This window comes from Kineococcus halophytocola (assembly GCF_041276425.1).
Classification (GTDB): Bacteria; Actinomycetota; Actinomycetes; order Actinomycetales; family Kineococcaceae; genus Kineococcus; species Kineococcus halophytocola.
Window position 1 is genome coordinate 51,558 of record NZ_JBGFTU010000007.1, and the last position, 13,751, is coordinate 65,308.

A 13,751-nucleotide genomic window follows, 5' to 3' on the forward strand; every position below is an offset into this window, starting at 1 on the left:
GCCCCGCGTCAGGGCACCGGGCGGGCCCCGGGCGCGGGGCGCAGCTCGGCCCACAGGGACCCGGCCCCGCCCACGGCCCGCACGTCGGTCTCCACGACGAGCCCGGCCCCGGGCGGGTGCCCCGCGCCCAGGACGGCGGCCACGGCGCCGGCCTCCTGGGCGGACCCGTCGACCGACAGCGTCGCCCACCGGCCCTGCGGGGGCAGGCGCAACGTCACCCGCGCGGTGCCGCAGGCGTCCAGGGCCGGGGCCAGCAGCGCGCGCAGCGCAGCCGTGAACCCGGGACCGGCCGCGTCGTCCCCGCCCCCGGGCCCGTGGCGGCGGTCGTCCACGACGTCGACCTCGCAGCCGCGCCCGCGCGCCCGGCGCAGCGCGACGCGGACGTCCTCGTCCAGCAGGTCGCGGGCGCGCAGGTCGTCGCGCAGGCGGCGTTCGACCGCCAGGGCGGCCCGGGCCAGCCCGGGCCAGGAGGGCTCGCCGGGGTCGGTCAGCGCGACCCGCCGCAGCAGCGGGACCACGTCGTGCTCCAGGTCCTCGCGCCGCCGCTGTGCGCTGCGGCTGCGGGCCTCGGCGGCCGCGCGCCCGGCCACCGAGGCGCTCTCCTCGGCCGTGTACCGGGCTACGTCCCGGGCCGTGCGGTCGAACAGCAGGCGCACCCCCACCGCGGCCGTGAACCACACGAGGGCGGGCTGGTTCAGCGCCGCGAACGCCACCGCCCGGTGCGGCAGGCCCGAGGACAGCACGCACGCGGCGAGCACGCCCGCCGAGGCCAGCTCGGCGCCCAGGGCGGCCAGGGGCCGGCGCCGCAGCACCAGGGCGGCCACGACGATCTGCGTCAGCCCGGGCCACCAGTTGGCGTACGTGCGCCACAGCCCCTCGTCCAGGAACGGGGTGACGGCCAGTCCGCTGAGCGGCACGACGGTCGCCATCGCCAGGGCCGCCGGCCGCGACAGCGCGATCGGCCCCCCCAGCAGCGGTCGCACCGCCGCGGCGCTGACCGCCAGGACGGCCAGCAGCGCCGTCACCGACAGCCCCGGCCACCGGTGCTGGTGCAGGGACAGCAGCGCCACGAGCGGGCCGTGGGAGAACAGCCAGATGACGGCGCCGAGCAGGCAGGCGCGCTGCACCCGCGTCACGCCCGGGCCCCCGGGAGGCCGGCCGGGTCGAGCACCGGGACGCTGAGCAGGACGACCGTCCCCACCCCCGGGGCCGAGCGCACCAGGGCCCGGCCGCCGACGACCGCCGCGCGCCGGCGCACCGACACGTCCAGCCCGAGCCGGGGACTCGCCCGGCGGGGGTCGAACCCGGCCCCGTCGTCGCGCACCTCCACGCTCAGCCGCCCCGGCCCGTCCGGCCCGGGGGAGCGCACCCGCACCCGCACCCGCACCCCGGGGGCCACGCCTTCGCGCGCGCCGTGCCGGCGGGCGTTGCGGCACGCCTCGACCGTCGCGGCCCGCAGCGCCTCCAGGGCCTCGGCGGGCACCAGGGCCCGCGAGCGGTCCGGGTCCGGGCGCAGGTCGGCCGCGGGCAGCTCGGCCGCGACGGCCTCCCCGAGCCGGTGGACCGCGTCGGCGACCGGCACCGGCCGGCCCGGGCCCGTCCCACCGTCGGGTTCGTGCACGACGCTGGTCAGGGCCCGGCCCGCGGCCTGCCGCGCGTGGAGCCGGTCGGTGTCGTCGCGGGCGTGCGCGGCCAGGGACAGGGAGGCCAGCACGTCGTCGTGGACGATCCCGTCCCAGCGGGAGTTCTCCTGCTCGACCGCCTCGGCCGCCGCCGCGCCCGCCGCGGCCCGCGCCGCCGCGGCCCGGGCCGCGTCCAGCTGCCGGGCCGATCCGCGGACGGCCAGCACCGCGACCGCGGCGGCGACGGCGATGACGACCAGGCCGGTGGCCTCCAGCGCGCCCACGTCGGGCGGCACCGTCCAGACCCCGGACAGCTGCAGGGCCGCCCGCAGCGCCAGGTGCACCGCGGCCAGGGCCAGGGCGCCGGTCACCGACGACACCGCGACGGCCCCGGCCCCGACGGTGACCGGGGACAGCGACAGCACCCACGGGACGTCGTCCTCCGGGCCGTGCACGACGAGCGGGTACGTGGCCAGCGCGACGTCGCCGAGGACCACCAGCACCCAGGCCGAGACGGTCGGGCCGTCGGCTCCGGGGGCCGGGCCGTGGCGCTGCACGGCCTGGCGCGCGAGCAGGGCCAGCGTCGCGCCGTAGCCGGCCAGCACCGGCACGGTCCAGACCGCCGGGGCGTTCCCGCGACCGCCGGCGACGGTGGTCGCCACGGTCGGGGCGACCGACAGGACGGCCAGGGCGAGCACGAGGGCCAGCAGCCGCCGGACCCCGCGCGCGCTCACCGCCGGCCCGCCGTGCGGGGTGCCGTCACGGGGCCGGACGCCCGGGGACGGGCCCAGGGGTCCCGGGGGCGGGCAGCGGGGCCAGGACGCCGTCCTCCACCGCCCGCCGGTACAGCTCCATGCGCGTGTAGGCCGGCCGGTCCAGCGCCGCGTACTTGGCCCGGATGCGCTTGAGGTAGCTCTTGGCCGTCTCCTGCGTCACGCCGAGCCGCAGCGCCACCGACCGCGCCGGCATCCCGCCGGCGTACAGCTCCAGGACGCGGCGCTCCTGCGGGGACAGGTGGGAGGTGAGGACGTCGTCGACCTGCAGCGCCGCCGCCGTCTCGGCCGAGGAGACCGTCTCCCCCTCGACCACCGCGCGCAGCGCCTCGGCCACCGTGGTCACCGGGCGGTCCTTCAGCAGGACCCCCTGCGCTCCGGCCTGCAGCGCCGCCAGCGCCTCGGCGTGCTGGCGGCCCTCGGTGTAGACCAGCACGCGCGAGCCCCGCGCGAGCAGGGCGGCGACGTTGCCGGCCGGGTCCGAGCCGTCGCCCAGGCGCAGGTCCAGCAGCACCACGTCCGGGGCGGGCGTGCCCGCGAGCCGGGCCAGCAGGTCCGGGACGGTCGGGGCCGTGGCCACGAAGACGAAGGAGTCCTCGAGCCGGGCCAGCTCGACCTCCAGCCCGGCCAGCAGGGCGGGGTGGTCGTCCACGGCGGCGACGTGCAGCCGCGGGCGCCGCACGGCGTCCGCCCCGTCCGGGCCGACACCTCGACCCCCAGTCAGTCCCACGGGACCTCCCTCCTGGGGGCGAGGGTAGCGAGGTCCCGGGCTCCCGGCGGCCCGCGCCGCCGGTCGCGTACCCCCCAAAGGGGGCCACCGCGACGGTGTTCCGGCGCCGGTGCGTCTGTCAGGATTCCTGTGGGCTCCCCGCCGGGGGGACGGGTGGCCCGGCATGCGTCGGGGGGCGTACGCAGGACAGAGGGGACGGTGCCCGCGGGCACCGTCCCCTCTCCGCGTCCGGCCGGCGATCAGTCGTCGGTCGTGACGAGCCCGATCTGGCAGGTCAGGCCGTTCGGGCCGTGGTTGCAGTACCCGTTGGGGACCTTGTCTAGGTACTGCTGGTGGTAGTCCTCGGCGTACCAGAACCGCCCGGCCTCGCTCACGGGACGGATCTCCGTGGTGATGCGGCCGTGGCCGTGCTCGGTGAGCTCGCGCTGGAAGGTCTCCTTCGTGCGCTGCGCCGCCTCGAACTGCTCGTCCGTCGTCGTGTAGACGGCGGAGCGGTACTCCGTGCCGCGGTCGTTGCCCTGGCGGTAGCCCTGCGTCGGGTCGTGGTTCTCCCAGAAGACCTTCAGCAACTGCTCCGGGCTCGTCACCGTCGGGTCGTAGGCCACGAGGACGGTCTCGGCGTGCCCGGTGCGGCCCGTCGTGGACTCCTCGTACGTCGGGTTCGGCGTGAACCCGCCCTGGAAGCCGACCGCCGTGGTCACCACGCCCGGCTGCTGCCAGAAGATGCGCTCGGCACCCCAGTAGCAGCCCATCGCGAAGGACACCACCTCGGTGCCCTCGGGCCAGGGCCCTTCCAGCGGCGTCCCGAGGACGGTGTGGGTCTTCGGGACCTCGAAGCGGCGCGTCTCCGAGCCGCGCAGGGCCTCCTCGGCGGGGACCATCGCCGTCTTGAACGGGTTGCCGAACAGCATCCCAACTCCCTCCATCGGTGTCGGTCTGGTCAACCACGGCCGGGCCCGTAGCCTTCCCGGTGTGACTTCCGACCAGCCCCACGGCTTCTCCACCCGCGCCCTGCACGCCGGCCAGGAGGCCGACCCCGCCACCGGTGCCGTCGTGACCCCCATCTACCAGGTGTCCACGTACAAGCAGGACGGCGTGGGTGCGCTGCGGACCGGGCTCGGCACCGGCTACGAGTACTCCCGCTCGGGCAACCCGACGCGCACGTCGCTGGAGACCCAGCTCGCCTCGCTGGAGCAGGGCGCGGCCGGGTTCGCCTTCGCCTCCGGCCTGGCCGCCGAGGACGCGATCCTGCGCGCGCTGCTGCAGCCCGGCGACCACGTCGTCATCCCCAACGACGCCTACGGCGGGACGTACCGCCTCGTCAAGCGCGTCGCCGAGCCGTGGGGCGTGGAGCACACCCCCGCCGACCTGGCCTCCGTCGACGCCGTCCGCGCCGCCCTGCGGCCGAACACCCGGATGGTGTGGGTCGAGACGCCGACCAACCCGCTGCTCACCGTCGCCGACATCGCGGCGCTCGCCGAGCTCGCCCACTCCGTCGGGGCGCTGCTCGTCGTGGACAACACGTTCGCCACCCCGTACCTGCAGACGCCGCTGACCCTGGGCGCCGACCTCGTCGTGCACTCCACGACGAAGTACGCCGGCGGGCACTCCGACGTCGTCGGGGGAGCGGTCGTCGTGCGCGACGTCGAGGACGGCCGTGGGGGCTCCGTGGTCGAGCGGATCGGCTTCCACCAGAACTCGATGGGCGCCGTCCCGGGCCCGTTCGACTCCTGGCTCGTCCAGCGCGGCCTGAAGACGCTCGCGGTGCGGATGGAACGGCACTGCGACAACGCCGAGCGCGTCGTGGAGTTCCTGCAGTCGCACCCGCGCGTGACGAAGATCCTCTACCCGGGCCTGCCCGAGCACCGTAACCACGACGTCGCCGCGCGGCAGATGAAGCGCTTCGGCGGGATGATCTCCTTCCGCACCGCGTCGGTGGACGACGCGCTCGCCGTCTGCGGGGCCACGGAGCTGTTCACCCTCGGGGAGTCCCTCGGCGGGGTGGAGTCCCTCGTGGAGCACCCGGGGAAGATGACGCACGCCTCGGTCGCCGGGTCGCTGCTGGAGGTCCCGGACGACCTCGTGCGCCTGTCCGTCGGCATCGAGGACGCCGACGACCTCGTCGCCGACCTCGCGCAGGCGCTCGGCTGACGCCCCCGGGTTTCGCCCCGTTGCCTCCGCGAGGCCGATGATCGGCCTCGCGGAGGCAACGGGGCCTTCCCCGCGCGGCCGTCGGGGTGGGTCAGGACGCGCGGCGGGTGGACCGCCCGGCGCGCGAGCGCAGGTAGTCGTCGACGACGTACTGCCCGAGGCGGTCGGGGCTGGGGGACAGGACGCGGCCGCCGTTGCGGCGGGCGACGGCCTCCACGAACCGGCGCAGGCCCGGGTCCTCGCCGAGCATGAACAGGTTGATCGTGGCCCCGAAACGGGTGAGCAGGTCGACCTCGCGGACGGTCGCGCGGATCGTCTCGGCCGTGGGGGGCCACTGGAAGAACGACTCGGTGGCGTCGCGGCCCTCGACGAGGTGGGCGGTGGGTTCGCCGTCGGTGATGACGAGGACCACGGGTTCGAGGTCGGGGTGCCGGCGCAGGTGGCGGCGGGCGATGCTCAGGGCGTGCTGGAGGTTCGTGCCCTGCACGAAGTCCGGTTCGACCTCGGCGAGCTCACCGACGCTCATGGGCAGGGCGTGCAGGCCGAACCCGACGATCTGCAGCTCGTCGTGGGCGAACTTCGTGGAGATGAGGTGCGACAGCGCCAGGGCCGTCTCCTTCATCGGGCCCCACCGGCCCTCGGCGGCCATCGAGAACGACAGGTCCACGCACAGGGCGACGGCCGCGCCGGCGCGGCGTTCGGTCTCGGTGACCTCGAAGTCCTCCCAGGACAGCCGGACCGCACCGGTCGATCCGGTCGCGGCGCCGCGCTGCAGGGCGTTGGAGACGGTGCGCACGACGTCGAGGGGTTGCTCGTCGCCGAACCGCCAGCGGCGCGTGGCCCCGGTGGGTTCCCCGCCGGCGCCGGCGTCGGTGTTCTCGTGGTCGCCGCGCCCGCCGGTGTCCAGCCGGCCCAGCACCTCCCGCAGGGCGGTCTGCCCGAGGCGGCGCAACGCTTTGGGGGACAGGGTGAGCCCGTCGGCGGAGCGGGACAGCCAGCCCTGCCGCTGCAGTTCGCGTTCCAGGTCGCGCAGGCGCTGCAGCTCGTCGGCGGCGCCCCGACCGAGCTGGCGCTCCAGGGCCTCGACGTCGACGTCGTCGAGGGTGGCGCCGGGGTGCTCCTGACCGAGCTGATCGAGGAGGTCGTCGAGCTCGGAGATGTCCTGCAGCGCGTCGGCGGCCTCGCCGTAGCCGAGGGGTTCGCCCTGGCCGCGGACGCGTTCGCCGCGGGTGGAGTCCAGGTCCGGGCGCAGGGCGCGCAGGTTGTCCCCGAGCTGGGCCATCTGGGCCTGCAGGTCCACGTCGTTCCCCAGGGCCTGCTGCATCAGGGAGGACAGTTCCTCGCGCTGCTGCGGGGACAGGGACCGCATGAGCCGGGAGGCGGCCGCGGCGCGGCGGGCGAGGGCGTCGACGAGGTCGTCGAGGTTCTCGATCCCCTCCTCGCCGAGGGTGTCGCCGTGCTCGGCCATGAACTGCTCGAAGTCCTCGGGGGTGTCCTGGCCGCGGGCCTTCTTGGCGAGGAGGTCGTTGAGGTCGCTCATCATCTCCTTGAGCGCCTGCATCGTCTCGGGGCTGCCGTTCTGCAGCGCGTCCTTCATCCCCTTGAACTGCTGGCCGACGACGTCGTCGCGCAGCCGGTCGAGGATCTGCCGGTACTGCTGCCGGGCCTGCTCGCTGGCCCAGGGGTAGTCCTCCAGGTCGCGCACGGCCTGGGCGGTGGAGCGGGGCAGGGCGTCCAGGCGCGTCTCGGCGAAGCGGGCGTCGTCGTCGTCGCGGCCGGCGAGGGCGTCGCGCTCGGCGGCCAGGGCCTGGTCGAGCTGGGCGCGGGCCTGGGTCAGGGCGCCGTCGAGGTTCCCCCGGCGGGCGGCCTCGCGCCGCAGCCGGGCGGCGCGGGCGCGCAGGTCGTCCAGGCCGGAGCGGCCGTCGGGGCCCTGGCGCAGCACGTTCCGCAGGGCCTCGCGCAGGGACCCGCCGGACAGGACCTCCCGCCCGAGGCGGTCCAGGGCCGAGCGCACGTCGTAGGGCGGGGCCAGCGGGTCCGGGCCGCCGGCCCACTCCCCGTACCGGTACCGCCCACCCCGTCGCCTGCTCCACGCGTCTCGAGCCACGTCGGCACGCTACGTCGCGGGTCCGGCGCCCGCCACGGGTCGGGGCGCGCGGGGTGCCGGAGTGTCGGCCAGCGCACCGGAACAATGACAGTTTGTCTGGACAAAGGGGGTCTCGTGGGTGGCATGATGTCCCCGCACCCCGGTGGGCAGCGGCCCACCGGCCAGCTCGTGCCGCCGACGTCCGAGGAGGGCATCCCGTGACCACCACCACCGCCAGCACCACCGCCGCCGCTGGTGACACCGGCTCGACCGGGGACCTGCCCCACGTCGGGCACTGGATCGCCGGTGCTCCCGCGGCGGGGACCGGGGACCGGTCGGCGGACGTCTACGACCCGGCCACGGGCAAGCGCACCAAGACCCTGGCCCTGGCCTCGCAGGACGACGTCGACGCCGCCGTCGCCGCGGCCAAGGCGGCCTTCCCGGCCTGGCGCGACACCTCCCTGGCCCGTCGCACGACGATCCTGTTCAAGTTCCGCGAGCTGCTGAACCAGCGCAAGCCCGAACTGGCCGAGATCATCACCGCCGAGCACGGCAAGGTCCTGTCCGACGCCCTCGGGGAGGTCTCGCGCGGGCAGGAGATCGTCGAGCTGGCCTGCGGCATCAACCACCTGCTCAAGGGCGCCTTCACCGAGAACGCCTCCACCAAGGTCGACGTGTTCTCCGTGCGCCAGCCCCTCGGCGTCGTCTCGATCATCTCCCCGTTCAACTTCCCCGCGATGGTCCCGATGTGGTTCTTCCCCCTGGCCATCGCCGCGGGGAACGCCGTCGTCCTCAAGCCCAGCGAGAAGGACCCCTCGGCCGCGAACTTCATCGCGCAGCTGTGGAAGGACGCCGGCCTGCCCGACGGCGTGTTCAACGTCCTGCAAGGGGACAAGGTCGCCGTCGACGGGCTGCTGGAGCACCCGGACGTGGCGTCGGTCTCCTTCGTGGGGTCCACGCCCATCGCCCAGTACGTGTACGAGACGGGCACCCGGCACGGCAAGCGCGTGCAGGCCCTGGGCGGGGCGAAGAACCACATGCTCGTCCTGCCCGACGCCGACCTGGACCTGGCCGCCGACGCCGCCGTCAACGGCGGGTTCGGTTCGGCCGGGGAGCGGTGCATGGCGATCTCGGCCCTGGTGGCCGTCGACTCCGTCGCCGACGAGCTGATCGGCAAGATCAAGGAGCGCGTGGCGACGCTGCGCACCGGCGACGGCCGCCGCGGCTGCGACATGGGCCCGCTGGTCACCGGCCCGCACCGGGACAAGGTCACCGGCTACGTCGACGCGGGCGTGGCCGAGGGCGCCGAACTCGTCATCGACGGCCGCGAGGTCGTCCCGGACGCCCAGGACGACGAGGCGGTCGCTGAGGGGTTCTGGCTGGGCCCGACCCTGTTCGACAAGGTCGGCACCGACATGTCGATCTACACCGACGAGATCTTCGGGCCCGTCCTGTCCGTCGTGCGCGTCGGCAGCTACGACGAGGGCCTGGACCTCATCAACCGCAACCGCTACGGCAACGGCGTGGCGATCTTCACCAACGACGGCGGCGCGGCGCGCAAGTTCCGCAACGAGGTGCAGGTCGGGATGATCGGCATCAACGTGCCCGTCCCGGTGCCGGTGGGGTACTTCTCCTTCGGTGGCTGGAAGCAGTCGCTGTTCGGCGACACCCACGCCCACGGCGTCGAGGGCGTGCACTTCTTCACCCGCGGCAAGGTCGTCACCGAGCGGTGGCTGGACCCCTCCCACGGCGGTCTGAACCTGGGGTTCCCCCAGAACGACTGACGCCCGGCCGCTGGACGGGTGCGCCCGGGGCAGCAGGTCGACACTGTCCCGGTGCGCACCCTCCAGCGGTGGCGCGGTCAGGTCCACGGGCTGCCCCGCGGCCTCGACCTCGCCGTCCTCCACACCCTCGCGGTGCTCGGCGTCTTCCTCGTCCTGCACACCCAGTCCCCGGCCGAGGGGGCCCGGTTCGTGCAGGAGTCCAGCACCAACCTGGCGAACCTGCGGCGCTCACCGGCGCGCGTCCTCGTGCTGTCCGCGGTGGTCGTCCCGCACCCGGCCGGGCTGCTCGTCCTCCTCCCGCTCGTGGCGGGCCTGGTCGCGGTGCAGCGCTGGCTGGGCCGGGTGGCGACCGTCGTCGCCTTCGGCTTCGGGCACGTCGGGGCCAGCCTCGTCGTCGCCACGGTCCTGGCCGCCGGCCTGACCCACGGCCGACTGGACCCCTCGGTGGCGCGCGCCCCGGACGTGGGGGTCAGCTACGGCCTGGCGTGCCTGCTGGGGCTGCTCGGCGCCCGGGTCCCGCGGTGGGCCCGCGTGCCGTGGGTGGTCCTGCCGTCGGCTGGGCTCGCGCTCGTCCTGGTGCTCGCCCCCGACTTCACGGCCCTGGGCCACCTCGTGGCCCTGCTCATCGGGTTCGGCCTCGCGGTGCTGGTGCACCGCGGGGCCGGACCCCCCGCCCGGCCGCCGGCCGCGGCGGCTCAGCTGCCGTAGACCGTCCGCCCGTCGTCCAGGACGAGCTTGTCCAGGCGGCGGGTCAGGTGCAGGGACTCCAGCACGAACTCCACCCCCGCCGCGGCCCGGCCCGGGGTGGCCTCGGCCAGCCCCAGCCGGTCCAGCACCTGGGCGAGCCCGGCGACCGTCCCGACCTGCTCCAGCAGCCGCTCGGCCGGCACCAGGTCGCCCGTCTCGATGGTGCGGCCCTCGGTCACCAGCTCGGAGAAGCCCGACAGCTCCGCCCCGCCCAGCAGGGCGCGGTACGTCTCGGCGATCGCGGTGCGCAGCAGGTGCTCCAGGACCTCCACCTCCCGGCCCTCCTCGCCCTGCTCGAACTCGACCTTGCCGCCGAGCACGCTGACGACGGTGTGCAGGTCCCCGACGCGGGCGACCGGGTCGGTGCCCTCCCCGGACAGCGCGTGCCGGCGCAGCGCCGCGGCCGAGACGGTCTCGGCCGCGGCGATGGAGAACCGGGCCGAGACGCCGGAGGCGGGGTCGACCGAGGGGGACTCACGGACCCCGCGGGTGAAGCGGGCGATGACCTCCAGCAGGTGCTCGGGCACCTCGGCCACCGTCGCGGCCTCCTGGCGGACCAGGTCCACCTCCAGGGACAGCTCCAGGGGGTAGTGCGTGCGGACCTCGGCCCCGAAGCGGTCCTTCAGCGGGGAGATGATCCGCCCGCGGTTGGTGTAGTCCTCGGGGTTGGCGCTGGCGACCAGCAGCAGGTCCAGCGGCAGCCGCAGCTGGTAGCCGCGGACCTGGATGTCGCGCTCCTCCAGCACGTTCAGCAGCGCCACCTGGATGCGCTCGGCCAGGTCGGGCAGCTCGTTGACGGCGAAGACCCCGCGGTTGGTCCGCGGGACGAGGCCGAAGTGGATCGTCTCGGGATCGCCCAGGGTGCGGCCCTCGGCGACCTTGACGGGGTCGACGTCACCGATGAGGTCGCCCACGGACGTGTCGGGCGTCGCGAGCTTCTCGCCGTAGCGCAGCGAGCGGTGCAGCCAGGCCACGGGCAGCTCCTCGCCCTCGGCCACCACCCGGCGCCGGGAGGCCGGCGTCAGGGGCGCGTACGGGTGCTCGTTGAGCTCCGAGCCCTCGATGACGGGGGTCCACTCGTCGAGCAGGCCGACGATGGAGCGCAGCAGGCGCGTCTTGCCCTGACCGCGCTCGCCGAGCAGGACGACGTCGTGCCCGGCCAGCAGGGCCCGTTCCAGCTCGGGGGCGACGGTGTCCTCGTAGCCGACGACACCGGGGAAGCGGTCCTGCCCGGTGCGCAGGCGTTCGACGAGGTTGGCGCGCAGCTCGTCCTTGACGGAGCGGTGCTCGTGGCCGGAGGCGCGCAGGGCGCCCAGGGTGCGGGGCAGGTCGGCGGGGGGCTGCAGGGGGAGCGTGGGAGTCTCGCTGGTGCTCACACCGGCGAACCTACGTCCGTGCGCGCCAGAGGGCCACGGGGGCGCGGCGATTCCCCGCCGGGGGCAGGATGACCCCCGTGCACCCCTCGCGCCCGGACCACCGCCCCTACGTCAGCCCCGCGCTGCGGCTGGCCGCGGACTGGTCCTGGCGGTTCCTCGTCGTCGTCGCCGGTGTCGTGCTGCTGGCCTACGGCCTGAGCTTCCTCTCCGAGATCGTCATCCCGGTGCTCGTCGCGCTGCTCATCACCGCGCTGCTGCTGCCGCTGGTGAACCTGCTGCACCACCGCGTCGGGGTGCGGCGGGGGCTGGCGGCGCTGGGGACGATGCTCGTCGCGGCGGGGGTCGTGGCCGGGCTGGTCACCATCGTCGGCTCCCAGGCCGCCGAGCAGTTCCCGCAGCTGCAGCAGCAGGCCACCCAGGGTGTCGCGGAGGTGGAGCGGTGGCTGTCCGAGGGGCCGCTGCAGCTGACCTCGACCGCCATCTCCGACTACGTGCAGCAGGCCGAGGACGCCCTGGCGGCCAACCGCGAGACGCTCATCGCCGGGGCGACCGGCGTCGTGGTCACGGCCGGGCACGTGGTCGCGGGGTTCTTCATCTGCCTGTTCGCCGCGTTCTTCTTCCTGCTGGAGGGCCGGCGCATCTGGTCCTGGCTGCTGCACCTGCTGCCGCTGCCCGCGCGCGACCCGCTGGACGACGCGTCCCGGCAGTCGTGGGTGACGCTGACGCACTACATGCGGGCGACCATCGTCGTCGCCCTCGCCGACGGGATCGGGGTCGCGATCGGGGCGGCGATCCTGCAGGTGCCGCTGGCCACGTCGCTGGGTCTGCTCGTCTTCCTCGGCGCGTTCATCCCCATCGTCGGGGCGCTGCTGTCGGGCACGGTCGCCGTCCTCGTCGCGCTGGTGGCCCACGACTTCGTGACCGCGCTCATCATGCTGGGCGTCGTGATCCTCGTGCAGCAGATCGAGAGCCACCTGCTGCAGCCGTTCCTCATGGGCCGCGCCGTCGCCGTCCACCCGCTCGCGGTCCTCCTCGCGGTGGCCGGTGGGGCGACGGTCTTCGGGATCGTCGGGGCGCTGTTCGCGGTGCCGCTGGTGGCGGTGCTGAAGTCCGGGATCGGGGCGCTGGCCCGCGGTGGCCGGCCCGACCCGCAGGTGGAGGAGATCACCGACTCGGACGCGCCGTTGGCGCCGGAGGAACCCGACCCCACCGACGGGACCGAGCACGAGGAGGTCGAGGGGGGCACGCAGGGGCGGGCGGTGGAACGCTGAGGCGGCCCGGACGCGGGGGACGTCGTCCGGGCGGTGGTGCGCCCGGACGACGTCCGGACGCGGGGTCCGTCGGTCAGCCGGTGTACGGCTTGGTGTCCACGACCTTGACCGGGAACTCCTTGCCGTTGGGGGCGGTGTAGGCGACCTCGTCGCCCGCCTTCCTGCCGAGGATGGCCGAGCCCAGCGGGGACTTCTCGGAGTAGACGTCCAGACCGGCGGCGTCGCCCATCTCGCGGCTGCCCAGCAGGAACGTCATCTCGTCCCCGGCCAGCTCCACCGTCACGACGTGGCCCAGGCCGACCTCGCCGGCGGCCGAGGCGGGGGCCTCGCCGACCTGGGCGGTCTCCAGCAGGTGGCGCAGCTGGCGGATGCGCAGCTCCTGCTTGCCCTGCTCCTCCTTGGCCGCGTGGTACCCCGCGTTCTCCTTCAGGTCGCCTTCCTCGCGCGCCTGCTCGATGCGCTTGGCGAGCTCGGTGCGGCCCTCACCGGAGAGGTGCTCGTACTCGCCCTTGAGCCGGTCGTAGGCGTCCTGGGTCAGCCACGTGGTGCTCTCGGTGGTCGTCTCGCTCACGGTCTGCTCCCTGTCACGTACCTGTCGGGGTGCCTCCTGCACCCCGGCGCAAAACACCGAGTCGCCCGGCCCCGCGACCGCGGGAGCGAGCGACTCGAAACGCCCAGCCTAGCCGGGGAACGCTCAGGGCTCCACCGCTGAACAGGACTCCACGCCGACGGTGACGGCCCGCGACGTCGTCCTGACCTGCACCGACTCCTGCACGGAGGTCTCCTCCGAGGCCGGCACGTCGACCTGGACGAGCCCCACCTCCGAGGAGGAGGAGTCCAGGGCGTGCACCTGGCAGCGGACCTGCGTGCCGGCGGGCCGGGTGACGCTGAAGCGGATCTGGGCGGTGCGGTCGTCGATGACGCGGTGGCTGATCTCGGTGTAGGAGGGCCCCTGGGACTGCGCGACCGCCAGCCACCCGCCGTAGGCGAGCACGAGCGCGCCGCCCACGGCCGCCGCCGCCAGCGGGCCCGGGCGCCGGTACCAGGGCCGCCCGACGCGCGGGCGCCGCCCGTACCGCTGGGCCAGCACGTCGGCCGGGACGTCGGGCCGGGACGGACTCACAGGCTGGCTCCCGGGGTGGAGGGCGGTGCCTGCACGGCACCGCGGATCGGCGAGGATGGACCCCGATGGTCGCACCCCGCCCCGGAGG

The 13,751-nt window shown here is 75.1% G+C and carries 12 protein-coding genes; 4 read left to right on the forward strand and 8 right to left on the reverse strand.

Annotation, left to right across the window (positions count from 1 at the left end; genetic code table 11):
• Positions 1 to 8: 8 nt before the first annotated feature.
• The 4 genes from AB2L27_RS07495 to msrA all read right to left on the reverse strand — a co-directional run bounded on the left by AB2L27_RS07495 (position 9) and on the right by msrA (position 4,036).
• On the reverse strand, positions 9 to 1,136 hold the full coding sequence (locus tag AB2L27_RS07495) for a hypothetical protein (RefSeq protein WP_370440854.1): 1,128 nt from the start codon (positions 1,134 to 1,136) through the stop codon (positions 9 to 11).
• Complete coding sequence (locus AB2L27_RS07500; protein ID WP_370440855.1) at positions 1,133 to 2,356, reverse strand: ATP-binding protein; 1,224 nt, start codon at positions 2,354 to 2,356, stop codon at positions 1,133 to 1,135. Before AB2L27_RS07500 ends, AB2L27_RS07495 begins: the two co-directional genes overlap by 4 nt.
• Before the next feature lie 25 nt (positions 2,357 to 2,381).
• A complete protein-coding gene (locus tag AB2L27_RS07505) occupies positions 2,382 to 3,125 on the reverse strand; it encodes a response regulator (protein WP_370440856.1) in 744 nt (247 codons plus the stop codon).
• Between the two features lie 239 nt (positions 3,126 to 3,364).
• The gene (gene msrA / locus AB2L27_RS07510; protein WP_370440857.1) at positions 3,365 to 4,036 is read right to left on the reverse strand and encodes a peptide-methionine (S)-S-oxide reductase MsrA; all 672 of its coding nucleotides are present in this window, start codon (positions 4,034 to 4,036) and stop codon (positions 3,365 to 3,367) included.
• A 61-nt stretch (positions 4,037 to 4,097) separates the two neighbouring features.
• Here msrA and AB2L27_RS07515 point away from each other — a divergent pair, with 61 nt between their 5' ends.
• Positions 4,098 to 5,276, forward strand: coding sequence for a cystathionine gamma-synthase (locus AB2L27_RS07515; protein WP_370440858.1), 1,179 nt, complete (start codon positions 4,098 to 4,100; stop codon positions 5,274 to 5,276).
• A 91-nt stretch (positions 5,277 to 5,367) separates the two neighbouring features.
• Here the strand turns inward: AB2L27_RS07515 and AB2L27_RS07520 are convergent, their stop codons facing one another.
• On the reverse strand, positions 5,368 to 7,383 hold the full coding sequence (locus tag AB2L27_RS07520) for a vWA domain-containing protein (protein ID WP_370440859.1): 2,016 nt from the start codon (positions 7,381 to 7,383) through the stop codon (positions 5,368 to 5,370).
• 257 nt (positions 7,384 to 7,640) lie between these two features.
• On the opposite strand from AB2L27_RS07520, the gene AB2L27_RS07525 reads away from it, so the two are divergent.
• Complete coding sequence (locus tag AB2L27_RS07525) at positions 7,641 to 9,146, forward strand: CoA-acylating methylmalonate-semialdehyde dehydrogenase (RefSeq protein ID WP_370440980.1); 1,506 nt, start codon at positions 7,641 to 7,643, stop codon at positions 9,144 to 9,146.
• Between the two features lie 51 nt (positions 9,147 to 9,197).
• Positions 9,198 to 9,854 carry a rhomboid-like protein gene (locus AB2L27_RS07530; RefSeq protein ID WP_370440860.1) on the forward strand — a complete coding sequence of 219 codons (657 nt, stop codon included), beginning with the start codon at positions 9,198 to 9,200 and terminating at the stop codon, positions 9,852 to 9,854.
• On the opposite strand, the gene AB2L27_RS07535 is transcribed toward AB2L27_RS07530, so the two are convergent.
• The gene (locus AB2L27_RS07535) at positions 9,842 to 11,269 is read right to left on the reverse strand and encodes a magnesium chelatase (protein WP_370440861.1); all 1,428 of its coding nucleotides are present in this window, start codon (positions 11,267 to 11,269) and stop codon (positions 9,842 to 9,844) included. The genes AB2L27_RS07530 and AB2L27_RS07535 overlap by 13 nt on opposite strands.
• Positions 11,270 to 11,346: 77 nt before the next feature.
• Between AB2L27_RS07535 and AB2L27_RS07540 the strand changes: the two genes are divergently transcribed.
• On the forward strand, positions 11,347 to 12,540 hold the full coding sequence (locus AB2L27_RS07540) for an AI-2E family transporter (protein WP_370440862.1): 1,194 nt from the start codon (positions 11,347 to 11,349) through the stop codon (positions 12,538 to 12,540).
• Positions 12,541 to 12,613: 73 nt separating this feature from the next.
• Here AB2L27_RS07540 and greA read toward each other — a convergent pair whose 3' ends face one another.
• The gene (greA, locus tag AB2L27_RS07545) at positions 12,614 to 13,111 is read right to left on the reverse strand and encodes a transcription elongation factor GreA (protein ID WP_370440863.1); all 498 of its coding nucleotides are present in this window, start codon (positions 13,109 to 13,111) and stop codon (positions 12,614 to 12,616) included.
• A gap of 123 nt (positions 13,112 to 13,234) precedes the next feature.
• Positions 13,235 to 13,663, reverse strand: a complete 429-nt coding sequence (locus AB2L27_RS07550) for a DUF4307 domain-containing protein (protein WP_370440864.1) — start codon at positions 13,661 to 13,663, stop codon at positions 13,235 to 13,237.
• Between the last annotated feature and the right edge of the window lie 88 nt (positions 13,664 to 13,751).

What these genes read in the sequence shown, in the direction of transcription:
- msrA (WP_370440857.1), bottom strand. Translation starts at nt 4,036, where the DNA reads ATGCTGTTCGGCAACCCGTTCAAGACGGCGATGGTCCCCGCCGAGGAG.